Annotated in this window: 17 protein-coding genes and 1 tRNA gene; 9 read left to right on the forward strand and 9 right to left on the reverse strand. The window is 62.4% G+C overall.

The features are described 5' to 3' along the window. The first annotated feature begins 96 nt into the window (after nt 1–96). From glnL to L0U80_RS05950, 3 genes are all read left to right on the forward strand, one after another. A complete protein-coding gene (gene glnL, locus L0U80_RS05940; RefSeq protein WP_233863053.1) occupies nt 97–1,239 on the forward strand; it encodes a nitrogen regulation protein NR(II) in 1,143 nt (380 codons plus the stop codon). Between the two features lie 45 nt (nt 1,240–1,284). Next, nucleotides 1,285–2,811 carry a nitrogen regulation protein NR(I) gene (gene ntrC / locus L0U80_RS05945; RefSeq protein WP_233863054.1) on the forward strand — a complete coding sequence of 509 codons (1,527 nt, stop codon included), beginning with the start codon at nt 1,285–1,287 and terminating at the stop codon, nt 2,809–2,811. Nucleotides 2,812–2,924: 113 nt separating this feature from the next. Beyond that, nucleotides 2,925–5,006, forward strand: coding sequence for a prolyl oligopeptidase family serine peptidase (locus tag L0U80_RS05950; protein ID WP_233863055.1), 2,082 nt, complete (start codon nt 2,925–2,927; stop codon nt 5,004–5,006). 5 nt (nt 5,007–5,011) lie between these two features. Here the strand turns inward: L0U80_RS05950 and xth are convergent, their stop codons facing one another. Beyond that, a complete protein-coding gene (xth, locus tag L0U80_RS05955; protein ID WP_233863056.1) occupies nt 5,012–5,797 on the reverse strand; it encodes an exodeoxyribonuclease III in 786 nt (261 codons plus the stop codon). A 103-nt stretch (nt 5,798–5,900) separates the two neighbouring features. Further along, nucleotides 5,901–6,875 carry an NAD(P)H-dependent flavin oxidoreductase gene (locus L0U80_RS05960; RefSeq protein WP_233863057.1) on the reverse strand — a complete coding sequence of 325 codons (975 nt, stop codon included), beginning with the start codon at nt 6,873–6,875 and terminating at the stop codon, nt 5,901–5,903. Nucleotides 6,876–7,137: 262 nt separating this feature from the next. Here L0U80_RS05960 and L0U80_RS05965 point away from each other — a divergent pair, with 262 nt between their 5' ends. Continuing rightward, nucleotides 7,138–7,707, forward strand: a complete 570-nt coding sequence (locus tag L0U80_RS05965) for a PadR family transcriptional regulator (RefSeq protein ID WP_233863058.1) — start codon at nt 7,138–7,140, stop codon at nt 7,705–7,707. 139 nt (nt 7,708–7,846) lie between these two features. Further along, nucleotides 7,847–7,923, forward strand: a tRNA-Met gene (locus tag L0U80_RS05970). Nucleotides 7,924–8,040: 117 nt separating this feature from the next. Here L0U80_RS05970 and L0U80_RS05975 read toward each other — a convergent pair. Further along, nucleotides 8,041–8,523: a carboxymuconolactone decarboxylase family protein gene (locus tag L0U80_RS05975; RefSeq protein ID WP_233863059.1), complete on the reverse strand. Its 483-nt coding sequence runs from the start codon at nt 8,521–8,523 to the stop codon at nt 8,041–8,043. Nucleotides 8,524–8,611: 88 nt separating this feature from the next. Then, nucleotides 8,612–9,262: a pyridoxamine 5'-phosphate oxidase family protein gene (locus L0U80_RS05980; protein WP_233863060.1), complete on the reverse strand. Its 651-nt coding sequence runs from the start codon at nt 9,260–9,262 to the stop codon at nt 8,612–8,614. Nucleotides 9,263–9,784: 522 nt separating this feature from the next. On the opposite strand from L0U80_RS05980, the gene L0U80_RS05985 reads away from it, so the two are divergent. Beyond that, complete coding sequence (locus L0U80_RS05985) at nt 9,785–11,839, forward strand: S8 family serine peptidase (RefSeq protein WP_233863061.1); 2,055 nt, start codon at nt 9,785–9,787, stop codon at nt 11,837–11,839. Between the two features lie 158 nt (nt 11,840–11,997). Further along, a complete protein-coding gene (locus L0U80_RS05990) occupies nt 11,998–13,680 on the forward strand; it encodes a tetratricopeptide repeat-containing glycosyltransferase family protein (protein ID WP_233863062.1) in 1,683 nt (560 codons plus the stop codon). Nucleotides 13,681–13,740: 60 nt separating this feature from the next. Here L0U80_RS05990 and L0U80_RS05995 read toward each other — a convergent pair whose 3' ends face one another. After that, nucleotides 13,741–14,436, reverse strand: coding sequence for an aspartate/glutamate racemase family protein (locus L0U80_RS05995; RefSeq protein ID WP_233863063.1), 696 nt, complete (start codon nt 14,434–14,436; stop codon nt 13,741–13,743). 143 nt (nt 14,437–14,579) lie between these two features. Here L0U80_RS05995 and dinB point away from each other — a divergent pair, with 143 nt between their 5' ends. Together dinB and L0U80_RS06005 are read left to right on the forward strand one after the other, a co-directional pair. After that, a complete protein-coding gene (gene dinB, locus L0U80_RS06000) occupies nt 14,580–15,737 on the forward strand; it encodes a DNA polymerase IV (RefSeq protein WP_444544279.1) in 1,158 nt (385 codons plus the stop codon). A 65-nt stretch (nt 15,738–15,802) separates the two neighbouring features. Next, nucleotides 15,803–17,089, forward strand: a complete 1,287-nt coding sequence (locus L0U80_RS06005) for an amidohydrolase family protein (protein ID WP_233863064.1) — start codon at nt 15,803–15,805, stop codon at nt 17,087–17,089. 71 nt (nt 17,090–17,160) lie between these two features. Here L0U80_RS06005 and L0U80_RS06010 read toward each other — a convergent pair whose 3' ends face one another. The 4 genes from L0U80_RS06010 to fixL all read right to left on the reverse strand — a co-directional run bounded on the left by L0U80_RS06010 (nt 17,161) and on the right by fixL (nt 23,834). Further along, on the reverse strand, nt 17,161–19,257 hold the full coding sequence (locus L0U80_RS06010; protein ID WP_233863065.1) for a M3 family metallopeptidase: 2,097 nt from the start codon (nt 19,255–19,257) through the stop codon (nt 17,161–17,163). A 313-nt stretch (nt 19,258–19,570) separates the two neighbouring features. Further along, nucleotides 19,571–20,428 carry a bifunctional methylenetetrahydrofolate dehydrogenase/methenyltetrahydrofolate cyclohydrolase FolD gene (folD, locus tag L0U80_RS06015; protein ID WP_233863066.1) on the reverse strand — a complete coding sequence of 286 codons (858 nt, stop codon included), beginning with the start codon at nt 20,426–20,428 and terminating at the stop codon, nt 19,571–19,573. Between the two features lie 245 nt (nt 20,429–20,673). Next, nucleotides 20,674–21,321 (reverse strand): oxygen response regulator transcription factor FixJ, encoded by a 648-nt coding sequence (gene fixJ / locus L0U80_RS06020; protein ID WP_233863067.1) that lies wholly within the window; start codon nt 21,319–21,321, stop codon nt 20,674–20,676. Next, complete coding sequence (gene fixL / locus L0U80_RS06025; RefSeq protein WP_233863068.1) at nt 21,318–23,834, reverse strand: oxygen sensor histidine kinase FixL; 2,517 nt, start codon at nt 23,832–23,834, stop codon at nt 21,318–21,320. Before fixL ends, fixJ begins: the two co-directional genes overlap by 4 nt. Nucleotides 23,835–23,927: the final 93 nt, after the last annotated feature.

Genomic DNA, 23,927 nt, shown 5'->3' on the forward strand with positions numbered 1-23,927 from the left:
CCGTTCGTCGTTCAAGTACCTCGCGCGGGCGAGGTACTTGAACGACATCGACATTGCCGGTGTGCGTAACGGGTGTAAGGGTGCACGGACAGCCACATGGTGCTCAAAAATCTGATCAGAGCCAGGAAGGGCCACGCGGAACCACTTTCGGACGACGCGCAACTCGTCGGCTCGGCGCTCTTGCCCGGCTTCGAGTCGCTGCCGACGGTCGTTCTCGTGCTCGAAAAGCGCACGCTGCGTGTCGCGTTTGCGAATCCGTCGGCCGAGGCGATGCTCGATCTCTCGCGCCGCCAGTTGACGCAGATGGCGTGGCCAGATCTGTTCGCGAATGCCGACGAACTGGTCTCGACGATCGCCGCGATTGCCGAGCACCGTTTTCACGCGACGCATCTCGACGCGACGTTCGAACGCCCGGGCCGCGAGCCGCTGCACGTGCATGTGATCGTCGGCTTTCTGGAGAGTGCGCCTGACTACGTGCTGCTCGAACTGTTCGAGATCGAGCGGCACCTGAAGAGCGACCGTGAGGAGCGCATCCACGACCTCACGACCGTCAACAAGCATCTGATCCGCAACCTTGCGCACGAGATCAAGAATCCGCTCGGCGGGATTCGCGGCGCCGCGCAGTTGCTCGAATTCGAACTGGGCACGCTCAATCGCGATGATTTGCGCGAGTACACGCAGGTCATCATCAAGGAGTCGGACCGGCTGCAGACGCTCGTCGACCGGCTGCTCGAGCCGCACCGGCATCCGCATATCGTCGGCGACGTGAACATTCACGAGGTGTGCGAACGCGTGCGCGCGCTGATCCTCGCGGAGTTCCCGCGCGGCCTCACGATCGAGCGCGACTACGACGTGAGCGTGCCCGACCTGCGCGGCGACAAGGAGCAGCTGATCCAGGCGCTGCTCAACATCATGCGCAACGCGGCACAGGCGCTGCGCGAACGCATCTCGCAGGGCGATGCGCGCATCGAGATCCGCACGCGCGTCGCGCGCAAGGTCACGATTGCGAAACGCCTCTGCAAGCTGGCACTGGACTTGCATATCACCGACAACGGGCCCGGCATTCCGGAGGACATCCGTGACCGTATCTTCTATCCGCTCGTGTCGGGGCGCGAGGATGGTACCGGTCTCGGTCTCACGCTCGCTCAGAACTTCGTGCAACAGCACGACGGGCTGATCGAAGTGGACAGCCGTCCGGGTCATACGGAGTTTCAGATCCTGCTGCCGCTCGACTACTGATCTACTGATACCGCTTGCACGCCAACAGGACTTCTCACCGATCTTATGAAGCCGATCTGGATAGTAGACGACGACCAATCGATTCGCTGGGTGCTGGAAAAGGCACTTGCCCGCGAGAATTTCGCTACCCGTAGCTTCTCGACGGTGCGCGAGGCCGCGAGCGCACTCGACCACGACAGTCCGCAAGTCCTCGTGTCCGATATCCGGATGCCGGGCGGCTCGGGGCTCGAATTGCTGCAGACGGTGCGCGAGCGCCAGCCGGGGCTGCCCGTCATCATCATGACCGCGTTCTCCGATCTCGATAGCGCGGTAGCGGCGTTCCAGGGCGGTGCGTTCGAATATCTCGCCAAACCGTTCGACGTCGACCGTGCGGTCGAGCTGATCCGCCGCGCCGTGGACGAGAGCGTGCGCGGCGAGCATCCGGTGGATGAGCGTCCCGCTGAAGCGCCCGAGATGCTCGGCCAGGCGCCGGCCATGCAGGACATGTTCCGGGCAATCGGGCGGCTCTCGCATTCGGCAGCGACCGTGCTCATCACAGGCGAATCTGGCACCGGAAAGGAGCTTGTGGCGCGCGCGCTGCACCGTCATAGCCCACGCGCGAATGGTCCGTTCATCGCGCTCAACACCGCGGCTATCCCGAAGGATCTTCTGGAATCCGAACTGTTCGGCCACGAGCGCGGCGCGTTCACGGGTGCTCAGGCGATGCGCCAGGGGCGCTTCGAGCAAGCCGAGAACGGCACGCTGTTTCTCGACGAAATCGGCGACATGCCTTTCGATCTGCAGACGCGTCTCTTGCGCGTCCTATCGGATGGGCAGTTCTATCGCGTGGGCGGACACAATCCGCTGCGCGCGAACGTGCGCGTGATCGCGGCGACGCACCAGAATCTCGAAACGCGCGTGCGCCAGGGACTGTTCCGCGAGGATCTGTATCACCGCCTCAACGTGATCCGTCTGCGTTTGCCGGCCCTGCGCGAGCGCAGCGAAGACATTCCGCTGCTCACGCGCCATTTCCTGCAGAAGAGTGCGCGCGAACTGGGCGTCGAACCCAAGCGCGTGTCCGAGGAAGCGCTCGCCTATATGTCGTCGCTGCCGTTTCCCGGCAACGTGCGGCAACTGGAGAATCTGGCGAACTGGCTGACCGTGATGGCGCCCGCGCAGACCATCGAGATCAAGGATCTGCCGCCGGACCTCGTGCCTGCGCACAACGCATCGGACGACGCTGGCGCCATGGTGCCGCATGGCGATGCCATCGGCCTCGCGGTGTCCGGCGGCGCATCGCCGGCCGGCATCGGTGCAAACGGAACCACGCCGTTCGCGCATGCGGCGTCGGGCGCGGTACCCCATGCGGCCGCTGTGGTCGCCGTGTGGGAGTCGGGTTTGCGTACCGAAGTCGCCAAGCTGTTGCGTGAAAACAGCGCGGACGTCATGGACGAACTCTCGCGCCGCTTCGAGGCCGCCGTGATCCGCGAGGCACTCGACTTCACGCGCGGTCGCAAGGTCGAGGCGGCGGAGCGCCTCGGTATTGGCCGCAACACCATCACGCGCAAGATCCAGGAACTGAATCTGGAGTGACTGGCGTGAAGAGGGCGCATCGGTCCGGCTCGACAACCGGATCGATGCGCCGATCGATGTGCGGTTGCGCGCTCAGGGCATAATCGACGCTGTTCCCCAGCTCGCAATCGACTATGTCCGTGAATTCCGTCTGGCCCGGCGAGGCCGATCCCTTTCTTTCACTCGAATCGCTCGACGACCCCGACGCAAGCGCATGGGTCGAGCAACAGAACGCGCGCACGCGTGCCGCGTGGCAGGGCGGCGCTCGCTTTGACGCGCTGCAGAAGCGTCTTGGCGAGGCCTATCTTCCGCGCGAGCGTCCTGTGATCCCGAGCCGCTGGCAACAGTGGGCCTACGATCTCTGGGAAGACGAAGACAACCCCAAGGGCCTGTGGCGCCGTGCGCCGTGGGCCGACTGGCGCGCGGGCAAACCGCAGTGGCAGACGCTGATCGATTTCGACGCGCTCGGCGATGCCGAGGGCGTGCCGTGGGTCTGCGCGGGCATCGACATCCTCTATCCGGACGGCGACCGCGCGCTGATCCAGCTCTCGGACGGCGGCGCCGATGCCGTGATCGTTCGCGAGTTCGACATCGAGCGGCGCGTGTTCCTGGATGGCGGTTTCGCGATTCCGAAAGAGGGCAAGCACACGATTTCGTGGATCGACCGCGATACCGTCTATGTCGGCTGGGACAACGGGCGCCGGACGCTTACGCGTTCGGGTTATCCGCGTGAAGTGCGGCGCTGGACGCGTGGTGCGCGGCTTGCCGATGCGCCCGTCGTATTCCGCGGCGAGTTTGGCGATATCAGCGTGGAAGCGGACTACGATCCCGTCGAGCGGCGTCACGACATCGTGCGCAGCGTCGACTTCTTCGATGCGTACAACTACTGGCTCGACGACAAGGGCGAATGGCAGCAGTACGACCTGCCGTCGCATGTCGCGGTCGGTGCGTGGCACGGCTGGTTGCTGCTCGAGCCGCGGCTCGACTGGACCTGTGCGGGGCTCACGCATCCGGGCGGCGCGCTGCTCGCGATCCGCGAGAGTGCGTTCCTCGCTGGCGATCGCACCATGACGGCGCTTTTCACACCGACGCCAGTCACCTCCGCGTGCGACTGGACCAACACGAAGAACTATCTCGTGGTCTCGTGGCTCGACGATGTGCAAAGCCGCACGATGTTGTGGGAGCCGCCGTCCGACGATGGTGTTCGCTCGTGGAGCTCGCGCGCATTTCCAGTTCGCGCGACATCGCAGGTGGACGTGTCGCCGGTTGAAGACACACTCGACGACGAAGTGTTCGTCGACGTCGACGATTACCTTCAGCCGCCCGAATACTGGTTCGCCGATATCGCGAAGGCTGATCTTCAGGACTGGGAATTAATCGACCGCTGGCCTACCCAGTTTGATGCCGCGCCGCTCGCCGTGATCCGCTCGCACGCGCAGTCGGCGGATGGCACACGTGTGCCGTTCACGGTGATCGGGCCGCGTGACGTGATCGAGGAGGGCGCTCGCAAGCGCGCACCGTGTCTCTTGACCGGTTACGGCGGCTTCGCTATCGCGCTTACGCCGCAGTATCTCGTGAGCTCGGGGATCGGCTGGCTGGAGCAGGGCGGGATCGTTGTGGTCGCGCATATCCGCGGTGGCGGCGAATACGGCACGGCCTGGCACGTCGAGGCGCAGCGCGAGCATCGGCAGCGCTCGTTCGACGATTTCATCGCCGTCGCAGAGCAACTCGTAGCGCAAGGCTTCACGAGCGCGGCGCAACTCGGCATCAAGGGTGGCAGTAACGGCGGGCTGCTTGTCGCTGCGTGCATGGTGCAGCGGCCCGAGTTGTTTGGCGCTGTGGTGTGTGAGGTGCCGCTGCTCGACATGCAGCGTTATCCGCTGTTGCACGCGGGTGCGTCGTGGATCGACGAATACGGCGATCCCGAGGACGAGGTGCAAGCACGTGCGCTGGCCGCGTACTCGCCGTATCAGCGCGTGAAGGACGGCGTGGCGTATCCGCCGTCACTCTTCACGACTTCGACCAGCGATGACCGGGTACATCCCGGCCACGCACGCAAGATGGTCGCACGCATGCAGGAACAGGGGCACGCGAACGTCTGGTATCTGGAGAATACAGAAGGCGGCCACGGGCCAGGCAGCGATGCGCTGGAACGCGCCGAATACGACGCGCTCGTGTTCCGTTTCCTGTGGACGACGCTCGCCGGAAGGTGGTGAGGCGCTCAGCTCACCACGTCGAGTTGGGCGATGACCGGCGTGTGATCCGAAGGCTGCTCCCACTTGCGTGGCGTCTTGTCGACTTCGACCGACTTGCACAGCGGCGCAAGCGCGGGTGAGAGCAGGATGTGATCGATCCGCATGCCGGCGTTGCGACGGAACGCGAACATGCGGTAATCCCACCACGTGAAGGTTTTTTCGGGCTGCTCGAACTGGCGGAAAGCATCGACGAAACCCAGTTCGATCAGCCGTGCGAACTGTGCACGCTCCTCCGGCGAGACGAGGTTCTGGCCTTCCCAGGCTTTTGGATCGTGTACGTCGCGATCTTCGGGGGCAATGTTGTAATCGCCTAGCAGCGCGAGCTTCGGATAGCGCTGCATTTCCTGCGCGAGCCAGTCGTGCATCGCGTTCAGCCAGTCCAGCTTGTAGGCGAACTTCTCGGTGCCAGGCGCCTGGCCGTTGGGAAAGTACGCGCTCACGACGCGCACGTCGCCGATCGTCGTGGCGATCACGCGCTGCTGCGGATCCTCGAAACCGGGGATGTTGCGCACGACCGTCGCTTCGTCGACGATGAGGCCGTCGCGCACGAGAATGCCCACGCCGTTATAGGTTTTCTGACCGGCGAACCAGCTGCGGTAGCCCGCTGCTTCGAGTTCGGCGCCCGGGAATTTTTCGTTGGGGAGCTTCAATTCCTGAAGGCACAGCACGTCGGTCTGGCTCTCCTTGAGCCAGTCGATGACGTGCTGCAGGCGGACCTTCAGCGAATTGACGTTCCAGGTGGCGATTTTCATATGAGGCTCGATCGGCTTGCGACAAAACGGGACGCGCGCCGCGACGAGGGGCGCGCACGACGCGTCATTATGAACCGCATCGCGCAGCCGAAGCGAGCCTCGTTTAAGCCTCAGCCGTAACGGCGACGACGCCGAGACGCGCGCGCGCAGCGTCGTACTCGCGTTTCAGGCGCGCGATCAACTCGGCCGCCGGCACGACGTCTTTGACCGCGCCGATACCCTGACCCGAGCCCCAGATGTCCTTCCACGGCTTCACGCGATTCGAGCCGAAGCTCATCGTGGATGGATCGGACACAGGCAGCGCGTCCGGGTCGAGCCCGCTCGCAACGATGCTCTGGCGCAGATAGTTGCCGTGCACGCCGGTGAAGAGATTCGAGTAGACGATATCGCCCGCATTGCTGTCGACGATCATCTGCTTGTACGCGTCGACGGCATTCGCTTCGTTCGTCGCGATGAACGCCGAACCGATATACGCGAGATCCGCGCCTGCGGCCTGCGCGGCCAGAATCGCGTTGCCGTTGCCGATCGCGCCCGAGAGCAGCAGCGGACCATCGAACCATTCGCGGATCTCGTGAATCAGCGCGAACGGCGAGAGTGTGCCAGCGTGGCCGCCTGCACCCGCAGCGACGGCGATGAGGCCGTCGGCCCCCTTTTCGATGGCCTTCTTCGCGAACCTGTTGTTGATGACGTCGTGCAGCACGATGCCGCCCCACGCATGCACGGCGTGATTGACTTCCTCGCGCGCACCGAGCGACGTGATGACGATGGGCACCTTGTACTCGGCGCAGACGCCCAGATCGTGCTCGAGACGGTCGTTCGACTTGTGGACGATCTGGTTCACCGCGAACGGTGCGGCGGGGTTGTCGGGGTGCTTCGCGTTGTATTGCGCGAGTTCGGTCGTGATGCGATCAAGCCATTCGCCGAGCACGTGCTCGGGCCGCGCGTTGAGCGCGGGGAATGAGCCGACCACACCCGCCTTGCACTGCGCGATGACGAGATCGGGATTCGAAATGATGAAGAGCGGCGAGCCGACGACCGGAATCGACAGACCGCGGCGCAGCACGGCGGGCAGGGACATTACTGACTCCTGTGTCGACCAGAGTCAATGCTTCAGCGCTTGCTCTGGTCACATGTTAAGTAGGCGGGACGGCGGCCGGATCCGGGCGCTGTCGTGTTTGGGGTTGCATCTGCTGGAAGCGAAACCGGGACGACGGTGCAGCGCACGGTGGCTCAGCAGGGCACAACATAACAAACCGGCTGACACTATGCAACCAGTTGCATAGTGTCAGCGTTCGGGTGATTCCAGCCGGCGTGGTACAGGCGTGGTTTAGAATCGCCGCATGTCGACACCCCATGCCATCCTGATTGCCCTGCTGGAGAAGCCGTCCAGCGGCTATGACCTCGCGCGGCGCTTCGATCGCGCAATCGGCTACTTCTGGCACGCCACACATCAGCAGATCTACCGTGAACTCGGCCGTATGGTGGAGGCGGGGTGGGTGGCTGTCGCGGAAGACGAGGCTGCAAGCGCGCAGCGCAAGAAGGTTTATTGCGTGCTGCCAGTCGGGCGGGAAGAGGTGAGGCGTTGGGCTCGCGAGACGCCGCTCGGACGCGACGACCGCAATGCGTTCTTGCTGAAGCTGCGCGCCGATGCGGTAGTGGGTCCGCTGGGGCTTGGCGACGAACTGCTGCGCCTGATCGAGGAGAACCGGGCACGGCTTGGCCTGTATCGCGAGATCGAGAAGCGCGACTTCGGCGCGCCGTCGCTCACGCATGGCCAGCAGTTGCAGTACGCGATCCTGAAGGCGGGGATACGCGGGCACGAGACGTGGCTCGAATGGGCCGAGGACGTGGCGCCGTTGCTCGCGGTCGATGCAACGCGGGGTCACGGTTCAATCTGTAGTGCTGATTAAAGCTCGTACGCGGTGGATGCAGGTTGATCGGTCACTTGATTGTCGCGCGCGTTCGCAGCATGTTGGCGCTTTTCCCCCGAATCGAGAAAAGTGTTTGACGTAAGCGCTGCAATACCCTATAATTCTTTTCTCTGACGGACGCGGGGTGGAGCAGTCTGGCAGCTCGTCGGGCTCATAACCCGAAGGTCGTAGGTTCAAATCCTACCCCCGCAACCAGCGAATCAAATCAAAGGGTTACAGTGCATTTGCCTGTAGCCCTTTGTGCTTTGTGGCGCTCGAATAACAGCTGAGGCTCGTCCGACGTCAATCGGCGAGCCGTCACAAGCCCGCACCTCACCCCGGCATCGCAAACCTCAACGAGCCAGCGATACGATTCCATGCATTGATCGTCGCAACGGCGGTCGTCAGCGCGGCCAGTTCGGTTTCTGAGAACTGTCGTCGCGCATGCTCAAATGCCTCGTCGTCCACGTGCTGCGACATCATGCAAGTGAGGCTCTCGGCCCAGGCAAGCGCCGCGCGCTCCCGCGTATCGAAACAGCCTGCGTCACGCCATGCTGCGACGAGATCGAGCCGCATCTGCGGTACGCCCGCTTGACGAGCCCAGTCCAGATGTAATTTGAGGCAATAAGCGCAGCCGTTGAGTTGCGACACGCGGACTTTGACCAGCTCGATCAGCCGTTTATCCAGCCCTGTATCGTGGACCGCCTGCCCCAGGCTGCGCAGCGCCGCGACTGCACCTGGAACGGACTTCTCGAAGGTCGTCCAGCTCATGCGGGGCGAAACCGCGTCGATGGACAGATTGCCTGAAGTGGACATGATGCCCTCGCATGCTGTTAACGAAACGGCGGCGCTTTAGTCCGCGTAACGCATCGCCGAGCGCCTTCCCGGGAAACCCAGCGGGCGCTCAAGCGTCATCGCGACACCAGTTGCGGACGTACGCAGGCGCATTCGCCGTCTCCCCATCGCGTTGCGGCGCTTGTGGCGTCATCGCGAGCGGCAATACCCCGGCCCAGACCGGACGATCCATATCTTCGGGATCATCTTCCGGACCACCAGTGCGGATCTTGCACGCGAATTCTTCGAGTGCGATACGCAGCACAGTGGTTGCCGCCAGTTCTTTTTCGTTGCCTCCGCGTACTTCGGCCGAACGCCCCGGCGCGATCGATTCCATGAATGCATCCAGTGCAGCAGCCTTTTCATGCTCTGGAACGCGTTCGAATTTGCCGTAGATCACGGCACTTCGATAGTTCATGGAATGATTAAACGCCGACCGGGCCAGTACCAGGCCATCCAGATGGGTCACACCGATGCAGACCTGCGCGCCTGCTGACGCCAACTTCAGCAGCCGGCTGCCGTTCGAGCCATGCACATAGAGATAATCACCCGTTCGCCAGCAGGCCATGGGAATGCAGTGCGCGCCTCGCTCATCGGCGAATGACAGGTGGCAGAGATGGGTTGCATCGAGAATGGTATCGAGCGTTTCCCTTTCGTACTGGCCACGTTCGGCAATACGGCGGATACGCGTTCGGTCACTGGCTGGCGTGGTTGTTTGCATGGTCTGATCTGGCGTTGAATTGACAGGCAGCATAGAACGCCCGTGGCCCCATGAGTAGATCCACCTGGTCATCAAATGATAGGGCCATGAATTGGGACGAATTCGTAACGACTTCTTCGAGAGCCAAATAGACTGCTGAGATACAGTGCCAGTGTCGTAAGCCGCCTACCCACAGTGGACCGATCTCGCTGTTGTCTCCTTCGAACCGGTTCCCCCCCTCAAAGCGTGAACGCTGACTGATCGACTAGTCAGGTTAGCCATGCTTCTCCGCGAATTCGGAAGAGTCCTATACCTCTTGGTACCACTGCAGCGAGAGTATATCTAGTGTGAGCTAAATATAGCTCAATCGCTCTCAAGCAGGATGACGGATTGGTCGTGCTTCCTGCGAAGTGGAGGCCGCGGGAAAGCGGAGCGCAATGGTAATTTCAATTTTGTAGCGAACAGCGTTCGAATGGAGTTTGTTCGAGGTAAATAAATCGGACTACGAAGTACTAAGTCGAGTAAAAAACTGAAGGAATGGACGTGATATCAATAACAGTACCAACACTCCTGCGTGGCGTCGTGTCGGTTATTTTGCCGCTGACTATTGCCGCTTGCGGAGCAAGTGGCGAAAACGGTGAAGCTCCCGGTGTAGATGTGGCAGGCGCTACCTCTGAAGCTAAGTCCGCGGAAGTAGTGGCGGCAACGAACGCCGCGGCATCGGAAAACGTCGCGCCGGAAATCGCAATGAAAATGCATGCGATCACAGTGAACGACGAGTCGACAACCGACCGCTTTATCGTCAAGTACAAGGCAAGCAGCGCTGAAGGCAAGGATACTTCCGCAGTGCGATCGAAACTGTCCAGACTGAGGTCGGCGTTTCCCGCCAAAGCGAATCACCATCGTCGCATGGGTATCGGTTCCGACGTCGTCACAACCGAGAGAAAGTTGAACGCCAGCGATGCCAACGCGTTCATGCGCGCCATCGCTTCGGATCCGGACGTCGAATATGTCGAACCGGACGTCGAGATGACGATCCAGTCGGCACCCAACGATCCCTACTATTTCAGACAGTGGTTTTTGAAGTCCAACCTGACCGACAACATAACCCCGGGCATTCGTGCGGAGGGAGCGTGGGAAATATCGAAAGGCCGCGGGTCGGTCATCGGAATTGTCGACACGGGTGTCACGAATCACAGCGATTTTAGTGCCAATCTGGTGCCTGGATACATGATCATGGGCGTTGCACCGGCGCCGGGCGGGTTCGACCCCGGCCTGACAAGCGGAAGTTGTGGACTTCCGTGGCACGGTACGCACGTCGCCGGTATTGCAGCGGCGCAGACGAACAACGGCGTTGGCGTCGCAGGCGTAGCACCCGAGGCAAAACTTCTGTCCGTGAGGTCGTTGGGTACATGCGGAACCGGTTCCCTGGCGGACGTGGCCGACGGCATCACGTGGGCCGTCGGCGGCACACTGCCTAATGTTCCGGTCAACGCTAATCCCGCGACCGTGATCAATCTCAGTCTGGCTCAGAAAAGTATGTGCTCGCAGACGATGCAGAACGCGATTGACTTCGCCACGAGTAAAGGTGCCATCGTGGTGACAGCGGCGGGCAACGACAGGGAGGATGTCGCACAGTGGCAGCCGGCCAATTGTCGAAACGTCATTGCCGTCAGTGGCAGCGATGGCACCTATGGAAGCTGGGTCTCCTCGAATTATGGAGCCGGCGTTGATATCGCGGCTCCGGCAGGCGACATCTGGTCGACTTACAACAGTGGAATCGGGTTGCCGGGCGCCGAAAGCTATGGGTATATGTCGGGTACGTCAATGTCGGTCCCGATGGTGAGCGGCGTCATCGCACTGGCACAGGCGGTGCTGCCAAAGTCGCTGAGCGTTGCGGAGTTCCGGGCGCTCCTGCAGCAGAGTGTGCAGCCGTTCGCCGCGCCTCCCGACCGCGTCCTGGGCCCAGGAATCCTGGATGCGCAAAAGACGGTCGCGGTGGCCAAAAGTGGTGTCATTCCGGTAGCGGCGGACTTTACATGCGAACAGGCGACGAACTCGATGCTTGTTACATGCACGGATCGATCGACAGCTAGAGGCGGTGTACCGATTAAAACCTGGTTGTGGAATTTGGGAGAGCCGACGGGTAACGGGGATATGGTGAGGGAAGTTTCTCTTAATCCTTACAGCAGTTACGAATACTCGGGGATACACACTGTCAAGCTTACAGTGACCGATACGAATGGCAAAACGAGTTCCTATGCTCGCCCAGTTAACGTTCAACCACCACCTGTCGTGGACCTCTCGGCAGGTGTGCCGAAAACGTTCGATAAATTCCCGAGCGATATGACTTATCTAAGAATCAAGCTCCCGTCTGGCGTAAAGAGCGTGACAATTAACACGACCTTCGCGACGCCTGATCAGGGTGCCTTCATGTATTTGAAGGATTCGCCAACCTCTTACCGACCTGATTGCAGGACAAATGGTCTCAGCTCACTGACTTGCACGGTCATTAATCCTCCCACAGGTGATTACTATGGAATCCTGACCGGGGTATCGAAAAACTCTGGTACGGTGACCATGAGCTATTCATCTTGACGTAGGCCGAACCGGAAGCATTCCCCCTGAAACGTACATTCGTTTCGGGGGGCTGCTCCTGAAAATCGCTGTCGTTGTGTCGTCGTCGATCCAACCGTTAAATTCATGTCTTGTTACGTGCCTCTGTGAATATGGCGGAATCAGATCAGCTACATCTGTTGGACTACGAGTCCTGCAAGGTAATCGCGCAGTCGGGTCGGTATCGCGAGGCACTGTCTCGCGTCACGACTCTTCTCATTTCGGAACCGTTGCACGTCGAGGCGCTGGAGCTTGCCGCCATCTGCCTGCATAACGTTCAGGAACAGGCAGAAGTGTCGATCGAGCGGACGGAAGGTGACGCAGGGATCGACCTGGCCGTCGCCTTCAACAACCTGGGCTGCTGGTTCTACGCCAGCGGCCAGGTTGTTCTGGCAGAGCACGCTTACTGGCGGGCTCTGAAGCTTAGACCAGATTCGCCGGACGTCATGACGAACCTCGGAATCGTCTTGAGAGATCAACGTCGCGACCCGGAGGCCGAAGCGATCTTGCTGGCGGCGCTTGATATTGCGCCAACTGATGCGCGTGCACATAACAGCTACGGCGTCGTACTCTGGAAGCTCAAGCGCGTTGCGGAGGCGGAAAAGGAATACCGCGCGGCGATTCGACTCAAACCCGACTTCAGGGACGCATATAACAACCTGGGTCTGCTATTGCTGGAACTGAACAGGCCAGTTGATGCAGAGGTCACGATCCGGCGCGCACTATCCCTCGACGATACGACCCCCGAGGCTCACAACAACCTGGGAAACGCACTGAGGCAACAAGGCCGCCAGTGGGAGTCTATTGCCGCATATCGTCGGGCGTTGGCATTACGGCCCGGCTATGTGGCCGCAAAGGCGAACCTGGCGCTGTCACTGTTGAGTATCGGTGAATACCAGGAAGGCTGGGCGTTGTATGAATCTCGTCATGATGCGGCTATGGGCACGCATTTTACTGACGCTCCTCACGTATCCTGGCCGAGATGGCGCGGTGAGCCGCTTGCCGGGAAATCGCTGCTCGTCTGGCCGGAGCAGGGCTACGGGGACGTCCTTCAATTCTGCCGTTATCTACCGCTGCTAAAAGCGAGCGGCGTAGATCAGTTAGGGATCGTTTGTCCGCCGGCGCTGCAGCGCTTGTTCGGTAGTCTCGAAGGCGTTGATGCCGTTTATCCGATGGACGGGAAGTCGCAAATTCCGCGGCACGACCATTGGTGTTTCGTCATGAGCCTGCCGTACTTCTTCGGTACGACCGTTGAGACCATCCCTGCAACGATGCCTTATCTTCGTCCTCCTGAGGGTCTGGCGGCAGAGTGGAGGGGGAGATTGCTCTCCGGGGGCTTCAAGGTCGGTCTGGTCTGGGCGGGAAATCCGCGTCTGCATACGCCTGCGTCAAATGCATTTGACCAGCGCCGATCCATGTCGTCGCGAATGTTCGTGCCCATCCTGCAGACGCCGGGTGTGACCTTCGTCAGCTTGCAGAAGGGGGAAACGACGCAGCGGCAGATTTACGAGCTTCCACCGGATCTACGGCCGCTCGACCTGATGGACGACGTGCAGGATTTCGCGGACACCGCAGCGATTGTCGAATGCCTCGATCTGGTGATTACCGTCGATACGTCGATAGCACACCTCGCAGGTGCGCTGAACAAGCCTGTCTGGATACTGTCGCGCTATGACGCGTGCTGGCGTTGGCTAGGCGACCGGGACGACTCTCCGTGGTATCCGAGCGCACGACTGTTCCGTCAAATCGAACCGGGTAACTGGGATGAGGTTGTAGGTCGCGTTGCCGAAGCGCTTGCGTGTCTTCCCAAACCCGTGGCGTGAGTTTGGACATGCGCGGCCGCGCAGCGCGACGCGTGGCGAAAAACCAGATGGGCCCGTGTTTTATCCGGCGAGTGCCCAATCGACTGCCGCCTGCGCGTGCAGCGCGGTGGTATCGAACACCGGCAACGCCGAATCGTCGGGGCCGATTAGCAGCGTGATTTCCGTGCAACCGAGGACTACGGCCTGCGCCCCTCGCGCCTTCAGGTCTTCGATTACGCGCTGATAAACGTTCCGCGACTGCGCCGTCACGACGCCGTGACAAAGTTCTTCGTAGATGATGCGATGCACGTCCGCGCGATCGCGCTCGCTGGGCACGACCGCTTCTATGCCGTGGTGGCTGCGCAGGCGTCCCACGTAGAAGTCCTGCTCCATCGTATAGTGTGTGCCGAGCAGGCCCGCACGCGTCACGCCGGCCGCCTTGAGTGCCGCACCGGTCGGATCGGCGATATGCAAAAACGGAATCGAAATCGTGGCTTCGATGGATGCGCACACGCGATGCATCGTATTCGTCGCAAGCAGCACGATTTGCGCGCCGCCGCGTTCGAGTTGCGTGGCGGCCTCGGCCATCTGTACGCCGAGCGCGTCCCACGTTCCCGCACGCTGTTGTTCCTCAACGTCCGCGAAATCGACCGTCAACATCAGGCTTCGCGCGTTGTGGTGCCCGCCGAGGCGCGTCTTGGCGTAGCGGTTCAGTAGCCGGTAATACTCGGCGGACGATTCCCAACTCATCCCGCCAATCACGCCTATCGTCTTCATGATCGCTCCCCGGTTCGCAAGTGTCGTCGATCGAACCAGTTTAGGCGCGCGTCCGGCCCTGTACAGGTACGGTATGCCGTCACCATGGCGGTACAGATCAGGGACGGATCACGGACAGTTCGCTTGAAAAGAATACTGTATTTTTGTACAGTATCGTCACTTTGAACGCGCCATCTTCCGCCTCGTCGAAGTCAGACGCAAACAGCGCCACTCGCAAGATCATTCACTGCGACTGCGACTGTTTCTACGCATCGGTCGAAATGCGCGACGATCCGTCGTTGCGCGGGCGTCCGATTGCCGTCGGCGGGCGGCCCGACCAACGGGGAGTCATCGCGACCTGCAATTACGAGGCGCGGCGCTTCGGCATTCATTCGGCGATGTCGTCGGCAATGGCGATGCGCAAGTGTCCGGATTTGCTGATCCTGCCCACGGCGATGGAAAAGTATCGCGTCGCATCGCGGCAAATCATGGCGATCTATCGCGACTACACACCTGACGTGGAGCCGCTCTCGCTCGACGAGGCCTATCTCGACGTCACGCACACCACGCGCTGCAAGGGCAGTGCGACGCTGATTGCGCAGGAGATCCGCGAACGCGTGCGCGCGACGGTGGGCGTGACGGTCTCGGCGGGCGTCGCGCCGAACAAGTTCATCGCAAAGATCGCCTCGGACTGGAATAAACCGGACGGCCTCTTCATCGTGCGTCCGCATGAGGTCGACGCGTTCGTGGCCGCGCTGCCGGTGCGCAAGATTCATGGCGTCGGCAAGGTCACTGCTGCGAAACTCGAAAAACTAGGGCTCTCGACGTGCGCGCAGTTGCGCACCTGGTCGCTAATCGATCTGCACCGCCAGTTCGGTGTGTTCGGCAAGCGGCTCTACGAACTGTCGCGCGGTCAGGATGAGCGCCCCGTGCTGGCGGACCAGGAGCGCAAATCGGTCAGCGTCGAGACGACCTACGTGAACGATCTGCTCACGCTCGAAGCGTGCAGCGATGCGCTCAAGCCGCTCGCGATGCAACTCGACGCGCGCATCGAACGGGCGGGCTGTGCACACGCGGTGCGCAAGCTTTTCGTGAAGGTCCGCTTCGCGAATTTCCAGCGCACGACGGTCGAGTGTGTCGGTGACGCGACCGATCTGCCGACGTTCCTCGCGCTGCTCGAAAAGGGCCTTGCGCGGCGCAAGCAGGCGGTGCGTCTGCTTGGCGTGGGAGTGCGGCTCGAGGAAGATAACCCCGCGCTGCGTGGTCAGTTTGCACTATTCGACAAGGATCCAGACGAGGACGCTCTCGAACCCGATGCATAGGCGGCGTTGCGCTGGCGTTGCTTTTCCGGCGCCGATAGAATCGGCGCAACGAGGAGGAGCCGTTCATGGACCTGATCATCCGCCACGCTGTGCTCGCGCATGGACATCCCGATAGCCATCCCACAGTCGACATCGGTATCGACGCGGGCCGTATCGCCGCCGTCGAGCCGCGACTCGCGGCGCAGGCGCGCGAGGAGATCGACGCTGCGGGCGCGCTCGTTACAGCGCCATTCGTGGACGCGCACTTTCACATGGACGCCACGCTCTCGTACGGCCTTCCGCGCGTGAACGCGTCGGGGACGCTGCTCGAGGGCATCGCGCTGTGGGGCGAACTCAAGCCGCATCTCACGCAGGAGGCGCTAGTCGATCGCGCGCTGGAGTACTGCGACTGGGCCGTCGCGCGCGGACTGCTCGCGATCCGCAGTCATGTGGATGTCTGCGACGAACGGCTTCTGGCCGTCGAGGCGCTGCTGGAGGTCAAACGCCGCGTCGCGCCGTATCTCGATCTTCAACTGGTGGCGTTTCCGCAAGACGGTTTGCTGCGCAGTGCCGGCGCGTTCGACAACCTCAAGCGCGCCATCGCGATGGGCGTCGATGTCGTGGGCGGGATTCCGCACTTCGAGCGCACGATGGCCGACGGCGCCGAATCCGTGCGGCTGCTCTGCGAATTCGCGGCCCAGAAGGGCCTGCGCGTAGACATGCATTGTGACGAGTCCGACGATCCGCTCTCGCGCCACATCGAAACGCTTGCCGCGCAAACACACCGGCTCGGCCTGGCTGGCCGCGTCGCGGGCTCGCATCTCACGTCGATGCATTCGATGGACAACTACTACGTGAGCAAGCTATTGCCGCTGATGCGTGAGGCTGGCGTTGCGGCAATCGCGAATCCGCTGATCAACATCACACTGCAAGGTCGTTCGGATACCTATCCAAAGCGGCGCGGTATGACGCGCGTCCCCGAGCTGATGGCCGCGGGCATAGACGTCGCATTCGGCCACGACTGCGTGATGGACCCGTGGTACAGCTTCGGTTCGGGCGACATGCTGGAGGTCGCACAGATGGGATTGCACGTCGCGCAGATGACCGGCGTGGCCGCATCGCGCGCATGCTTTGATGCGGTCACCGTGAATCCAGCGAAGATTCTCGGTCTTGAAGGGTATGGCATCGCACCCGGCTGCGCGGCGAATTGCGTCGTGCTCGATGCGCGCGATCCTGTCGAAGCGATCCGTTTGCGTGCGACGCGACTCGCGGTGGTGAGCCGGGGCAGGGTGGTGAGCCGTCAGCCCGCGCAGCGCTCGGCGCTCGCGCTTGAGGGGCGGCCCGCAAGCGTCGATTTCAGGTTGCATCGCTAGCGCGGCACGCAAAAAAACCGCGCACGGGACAAGTCCGTGCGCGGTTCGTTTTCAGGTCGAGCTACGCCCGATCAGTGCGCCGGCGGCTGCTCCATACCGTTGTGGCGCAGCAGTGCGTCGATGCTCGGCTCGCGTCCGCGGAACGCCTTGAACGATTCCATCGCGGGGCGGCTGCCGCCCACTTCCAGAATCTCCTTGCGATAGCGCGTGCCGGTAGCCGCATCGAGCACGCTCGACTTTGCCGCCTGCGCCGCTTCTTCGAAGGCGGCGTACGCATCGGCGGAAAGCACTTCGGCCCACTTGTAGCTGTAGTAACCCGCCGCGTAGCCACCCGCGAAAATATGGCTGAACGTGTTCGGCCAGCGCGAGAACGCAGCCTGCGGAATGACGTGATAGCGCCCGTTGATTTCGCGCGCGAGGTCGTTCACGCTCTTGCCCGCCGATGCTTCGAAGTCGACGTGCAGCGCCATATCGAACATCGAGAACACGATCTGGCGCAGTGTGCCGAGGCCGCTCTGGAAGTTCTTCGCTGCGAGCATCTTGTCGAACAATTCGCGCGGCAGCGGCTTCGCGGTATCGACGTGTGAGCTCATTTCGCGCAGCACGTCCCACTCCCAGCAGAAGTTTTCCATGAACTGCGAGGGCAGTTCGACGGCGTCCCACTCAACGCCGTTGATGCCCGACACGGCAAGTTCGTCCACGCGCGTGAGCATGTGATGCAGGCCGTGGCCGAATTCATGGAACAGCGTGATGACTTCGTCGTGCGTGAAGCACGCGGGCTTGCCACCGACCGGCGCGGAGAAATTGCAGGTGAGATACGCGACCGGCGTCTGCACCCCGTTGCCTTCGAGCTTGCGGCGCGAGCGCGCGTCGTCCATCCACGCGCCGCCGCGCTTGCCTTCGCGTGCGTAGAGGTCGAGATAGAACTGCGCGACGAGTGTGCCGTCGGTGTTTTCCACGCGGAAGAAGCGCACGTCCGGATGCCATACGGGTGCGCTGTCGTCGCGGATGCGAACGCCGAAGAGCGCCTCCGTGACCTTGAAGAGTCCCCGCAGCACGAAGTCCTCGGGGAAGTACTGCTTCACTTCGTTTTCGGAGAACGAGTAGCGCTTCTGGCGCAGGCGCTCGGCGGCGAAAGCCATGTCCCACGGCTCAATCTGAGCGAGACCCAGCTCGCTTGCCGCGAATTCGCGCAGCTCTTCCCAGTCCTTTTCGGCGTGCGGGCGCGCGCGCGTCGCGAGGTCTTCGAGGAAGCTCATCACCTGTTGCGGCGATTCCGCCATCTTCGGCGTGAGCGAGACTTCTGCGAAGTTGTCGTAGCCGAGCATCTTCGCTTCTTCTGCGCGCAGCTTCAATTGCTCGGCGACGATTTCCGTGTTGTCCCAGTCGGCATTGCCGCTGCCATAGACCGGGCCGAGTTCCGATGCGCGCGTGACATACGCGCGGTACATCGTTTCGCGCATCGCGCGGTTTTCCGAATACTGCAGCACCGGAAAATACGACGGGAAATGCAGCGTGAACTTCCAGCCTTCCTTGTCGTCGCGTTCGGCGGCTTCACGCGCGGCTGCGATCACGTCTTCGGGCAGGCCGACCAGTTCCGCCTCGCTCGTGGCGTAGAACGCGTAGCCGTTGGTCGCGTCGAGCACGTGATCGGAGAACGCCTTCGAGAGCGCTGCCTGGCGTTCCTGCAGTTCGGCGAAACGCGGCTTCTGGTTTTCGGGAAGCTCGGCGCCGGACAGGCGGAAGTCGCGCAACGCGTTGTCGAGAATCTTCTTGCGCTCGCCCGAAAGCAGTTCGAACGAGTTGTGCGTGGTGATGCCCTTGTACTTCTCGTAGAGCGCGAGATTCTGGCCGACGCTCGCCCAGAACTCGGTCACGCGCGGCAGGTTCTCGCCGTAGACGGCGCGCAGTTCCGGCGTATCGGCTACGGCATTCAGATGGCCGACGACGCCCCAGGCGCGAGAGAGCGGCTCGCTGGCGCGCTCGACGGGTTCGACCACATCGCTCCATTGCGCGGGCGTCATCGGCTGTGCGGCGCGGTCCACGGCGGCACGCGCATCGGCGAGCAGCACGTCGAGCGCGGGCGTCACGTGTTCGGGGCGAATTTCGCCGAAGCGCGGCAGGCCGGTGAAGTCGAGCAGCGGATTATCGGAGGGAGTAGTAGCCATGATGCGTCCTGTGTCCTGTCTGTCGCGGTTCGATGTGAAAGAGTCCGGCGGGTGTGCGTCGATGCGTCGATGCATCGCGCGGACCCCGATAGTTCGTTTATTGGGGCGCGGTGCGCACTTTCCAACCGGGCAACGCCTGCAAAATTAACAGATGTCGGCGTGCGACGGCGAATTGCTGTCTTAGCCGATCCTACTGCAACGCGTAGCGTTGAGTGCCGGACGTGGGCGTAAAAAAGCGGCCTCCGAAAGGCCGCTTGTTCTATGCCGCTGGCCGCGCGCGCGGCGCGGCGAGAGTCATGAAAGTGAAAGCGAGTCAGGCGTTCGCCGCGGCGCGCTCGGCTGCTTCGATCGTATTGACGAGCAGCATCGTGATGGTCATCGGGCCGACGCCGCCCGGCACCGGCGTGATGTGTCCGGCCACTTCCTTCACGCCTGCGAAGTCGACGTCGCCGCAGAGCTTGCCGTTGTCGTCGCGGTTCATGCCCACATCGATCACAGTCGCGCCCGGCTTCACCATGTCGGCGGTGAGGATGTTGCGCTTGCCCACGGCCGCCACGACGACGTCCGCCTCGCGCGTGTGCGCCGCGAGATCGCGCGTCTTGCTGTGGCAGACCGTGACGGTCGCTCCAGCTTCGAGCAGGAGCATGGCCATCGGCTTGCCGACGATATTCGAGCGGCCGATCACCACTGCATTCGCGCCCGTGAGAGCGATCTTGTACGCCTCGAACATCTTCATCACGCCATAGGGCGTGCACGGACGAAAGAGCGGCTGGCCCGTCATCAGCGCGCCCGCGTTGGCGACGTGAAAGCCGTCCACGTCCTTCTCGGGCGCGATGGCTTCGATCACCTTGTGGCTGTCGATGTGCTTCGGCAGCGGCAGTTGCACGAGGATGCCGTGGATCTTCGGGTCATTGTTCAGTTCGTCGATGCGCTTGAGCAGGTCGGTTTCGGAGAGCGTGGCGGGGTAGCGGTCGAGCGACGAGTAGAGGCCGTTGTCCTCGCAGGCCTTCACCTTGTTGCGCACGTAGACTTCGCTAGCCGGATTGTCGCCGACCAGCACGACGGCAAGACCCGGTCGATGGCCGCGGGCGGTGAGGGCGGCGGCGCGTGTGGCGACGTCGGTGCGCAGAAGCTTTGAGAGGGCGTTGCCGTCGATGAGGGTGGCTGTCATGGTCGGTCGAGGTCGAGAATGGGCAAGGCGGGAGCAACGGAAGTGCGCGGCGCGATCCGGGCGGGGCCGTTGCGAAGGCCGATATTATACCGTCGCCCAGCGGGCGCTTCGGCGTGCGGGGATGGCGCGGGGGAGTGCGCGGGCGAATGCAACGCGTGCGCCAATGCAAAGCGTCCCGCGAACCGGCCCGGCCACTGGGGCGGGCGGTTGCACGGGACGTGAGACCGCTGCGGCGGTGCCGCCGCTTACTGTTGCGGCTGCTGCGGCTTGTTGGAGAGCGCGAGACGCAACAGGTCGGCGACCGTGTTGACGTTCAGCTTCTCCATGATGTTCGCGCGGTGCGCTTCGACGGTCTTGATGCTGATGCCGAGATCGTCGGCGATCTGCTTGTTCAGACGACCTGCGATGATGCGCTCGAGCACCTGGTGCTCGCGTGCGGTCAGCTTGCCGAGGCGCTCGGCGGCAGCACGCTGCTGCTGCACGTTGCTGCTCTCGCTGCGCGCCTTGTCGAGCATGCGCTCGACGAGCTTGCGCAACTCGGCTTCGTCGAACGGCTTCTCGATGAAGTCCATCGCGCCTTTCTTCATCGTCGAGACGGCCATCGGCACATCGCCGTGGCCCGTCACGAAGATGATCGGCAGCGCGGCGTTCTCGGCGATCAGGCGCTCTTGCAGTTCGAGCCCGCTCATGCCGGGCATCCGAACGTCCAGAATGAGGCAGGCGATCTGCCCGGCTTGCTGCGCAGGCTGGTACGTCTCGATGAACTCTTCCGCGCTGTTGAAGCACTGCACACGGTAGCCGTTCGCTTCGAGCAGCCAGCGCAGGGAGTCTCGTACTGCCTCATCGTCGTCGACAACAAAGACAGTTTCCTGAGTGGTGACTGGGCTGTTCATGGCTCTCCCGTAACGGTTGTTGGAGTCGGTTCTTCGGTGCCGTCGCGTGACGGTGTGTCCGCTTCGCCGATCGGCAGACTGCAATGGAACGTGGCACCGCTGATGTGGCCGTCGGCTTCGACGTTGTTGACCACCCACAGGCGCCCGCGGTGCGATTCGATAATCGAACGGCAAATGTTCAGCCCCATGCCCATGCCATCGGACTTGGTGCTGTAGAACGGTTCGAAGAGGCGTTCGGCCGTGGCTTCGTCCACGCCGGGGCCCTGGTCCACGACGCTGATGCACACATTGCCGCCATCGCGCTTCACGACGACGCGGATCACCGGATCCATTGCGTTCGGACGGGCATCGGCCATGGCTTCAGCGGCGTTCTTCAAAAGATTGACGAGCACCTGCTCGATCAGCACCGGATCGACATATATCACAGGCATGCGCGAGCGCATGTCGGTCACGATGCGGATGCGGCGCTTGCGCGCTTCGATTTCGGCGAGGCCCACGGCGTCGGCAACGATGTCGGCGACGCGCGCGGCCTGGCGCTTCGGTTCGGAGCGCTTCACGAACTCACGGATGCGCTTGATGATCATGCCGGCGCGCACGGCCTGCTGCGCCGTTTTTTCGAGCGCGGGCAGCAAATTCTCGGGCGCGCCGCGTCCTGACTTCACGAGCGCGACGGTGCCTGACGCATAGTTGTTGATCGCGGCGAGCGGCTGGTTCAGCTCGTGCGCGAGCGAAGACGCCATTTCGCCCATCGTCATCAGGCGGCTCGTGAACTGCAGCTTTTCATCCTGCTGGCGGGCGAGTTCCTGGGCCTGCTTGCGCGTGGTGATGTCGGTTGCGATCTGCATCTGCGCGAGGTGACCGTCCACCCACTGAATGTACTGGCGCCGCACCTCGAACCACTTCTGAATGCTCTCTACGTACACTTCCTGCGCGTCGGCGGTGCTCTCGGTGAGCGCCGCGGCAGGCAGTCCCGCGAAGGCGTCGACCATGTCGATCGAGTCCGACGACGCGTTCGCCGAATCGAATCCGCCACCGCCTGCCAGTTCCAGATGACCGTCCGGCCGGATGCCGAACAGGTGACGGTAGTAGCGGTTCGCGAACAGCAGTTCGGCTTCGTCGGCGGCGAGCACGGACACGGCGGCGTCGAGGCTCTCCAGCACCGTGGTGAAACGCTCGTGCGCGGCGGCGAGTTCTTCGCGGGCGCGCTTCGGTTCGGTGATGTCCGTCATCGACGACATCCAGCCGGTTTGACGGCCCGAACTGTCGATGAGCGGAGAGACATAAAGCCGCGCATGGAACTGCGAGCCGTCCTTGCGGCGCACGCGCAATTCGAATCCGGAAGAGGGCGCCTTGCCGCGCAGTGTCATGTCGAGCTGGCGCTGCATTTCCGGGTACGCGTCGCGCGGCCAGTACGGGAACGGCGCGTTCTTGCCGACGAGGTCGCTTTCGTCCCATCCGGTCATGCGGCAGAACGCGGGGTTCACGTGCGTGATGCGGCCGTGCATGTCGAGCACCCGCATGCCGATCAGCACCGAATTTTCCATCGCGCGGCGGAAGAACGCTTCCGCATAGAGCGCCTGCTGCGCCTCGAAGCGCTGACGCGTGTGCTTCCACAGGCTCCAGAGGCTCCACAGCACGAAGCACGACAGACCCGCAACCAGCCACACGAGCGTGTTGTTCGTGAAGTTGGTCATCTGCGGGTACGAGTACACGCGCACGGAGAGGCCCTGGCCCGGCGGGTCGAGCGGCAGGTCGTAGTACACGTCACGCGGCAAACGCGGACGCGTCGAGGTGGTGGCGAGCTCGCGATTGTTCGCGTCGATGATCGAGATCTTGTACTTGGCCGACAGCTCGGGCGGGATGTCGCGCTTCAGTATGCCTTCGATCGAGAACACGGCCGCGATCGAGCCAAGAAATTCGCGGTCGCGGTATACAGGTGTCTGCAGCGTGATGTACCCGTTGCCGAGATCGTCGTAGATGATCGGTGAATAGACCTGGCGGCGCGTCGCCCGCGCCTCGGCGAAAGCAGCCTTGACCGCTTCATCCATCTGCTGGTCGCTTGGCTTCGCGAGCCGCTGGCCGAACATCGGCATGGCCGTGCTCGGCCAGCGCGGTTGTTCCTCGGTCGTATACCAGTTCAGGTAGAGAATCTCGGGATGCCCTTGCATGATGTCCGTGGTGGACACCTGGAAGGACTTCGGGTCGGCGTGGCCGGCGACGAGGTCGCGCGCGAGCGCCTGGAGCTGTTCTTGCGCGCCCGTCATCGAAAGACGGATCTGCTGCTGGGCCCACGCGACATTGCGGTACAGCGTGTCTTCCTGCTGCTGCTGCTCGCGGCGGTTGAGGCTCCACAGGATCAGGCTCATGACGACCAGGAACACCAGGATCGACAGGAGCGGCGTGAGCAAATAGGAATTGGACCACCAGGGTCCGTGGTGCCAGCGAGACGGCGTCGAGTCGCCGGGCGAACCGGGCGGCCGCGCCGAGCGTGCGAAAAGCCGTTCGGTCAACATGGCAAGGATTGTAGCTCAGCGTAAGACACGGAATTGCCGCTAAAAAAGCGGTATTTGGCCGATAAACGGGCGCAAACTGGCCGTTATCGCGGC

It is taken from the genome of Paraburkholderia adhaesiva (assembly GCF_021390575.1).
GTDB classification, from domain to species: domain Bacteria; phylum Pseudomonadota; class Gammaproteobacteria; order Burkholderiales; family Burkholderiaceae; genus Paraburkholderia; species Paraburkholderia adhaesiva.

Bases quoted from the DNA above. Each gene is read 5' to 3' on its own strand.
- glnL (WP_233863053.1), top strand. From the start codon at position 97: ATGGTGCTCAAAAATCTGATCAGAGCCAGGAAGGGCCACGCGGAACCA.
- ntrC (WP_233863054.1), top strand. From the start codon at position 1,285: ATGAAGCCGATCTGGATAGTAGACGACGACCAATCGATTCGCTGGGTG.
- L0U80_RS05950 (WP_233863055.1), top strand. From the start codon at position 2,925: ATGTCCGTGAATTCCGTCTGGCCCGGCGAGGCCGATCCCTTTCTTTCA.
- xth (WP_233863056.1), bottom strand. From the start codon at position 5,797: ATGAAAATCGCCACCTGGAACGTCAATTCGCTGAAGGTCCGCCTGCAG.
- L0U80_RS05960 (WP_233863057.1), bottom strand. From the start codon at position 6,875: ATGTCCCTGCCCGCCGTGCTGCGCCGCGGTCTGTCGATTCCGGTCGTC.
- L0U80_RS05965 (WP_233863058.1), top strand. From the start codon at position 7,138: ATGTCGACACCCCATGCCATCCTGATTGCCCTGCTGGAGAAGCCGTCC.
- L0U80_RS05975 (WP_233863059.1), bottom strand. From the start codon at position 8,523: ATGTCCACTTCAGGCAATCTGTCCATCGACGCGGTTTCGCCCCGCATG.
- L0U80_RS05980 (WP_233863060.1), bottom strand. From the start codon at position 9,262: ATGCAAACAACCACGCCAGCCAGTGACCGAACGCGTATCCGCCGTATT.
- L0U80_RS05995 (WP_233863063.1), bottom strand. From the start codon at position 14,436: ATGAAGACGATAGGCGTGATTGGCGGGATGAGTTGGGAATCGTCCGCC.
- L0U80_RS06005 (WP_233863064.1), top strand. From the start codon at position 15,803: ATGGACCTGATCATCCGCCACGCTGTGCTCGCGCATGGACATCCCGAT.
- L0U80_RS06010 (WP_233863065.1), bottom strand. From the start codon at position 19,257: ATGGCTACTACTCCCTCCGATAATCCGCTGCTCGACTTCACCGGCCTG.
- folD (WP_233863066.1), bottom strand. From the start codon at position 20,428: ATGACAGCCACCCTCATCGACGGCAACGCCCTCTCAAAGCTTCTGCGC.
- fixJ (WP_233863067.1), bottom strand. From the start codon at position 21,321: ATGAACAGCCCAGTCACCACTCAGGAAACTGTCTTTGTTGTCGACGAC.
- fixL (WP_233863068.1), bottom strand. From the start codon at position 23,834: ATGTTGACCGAACGGCTTTTCGCACGCTCGGCGCGGCCGCCCGGTTCG.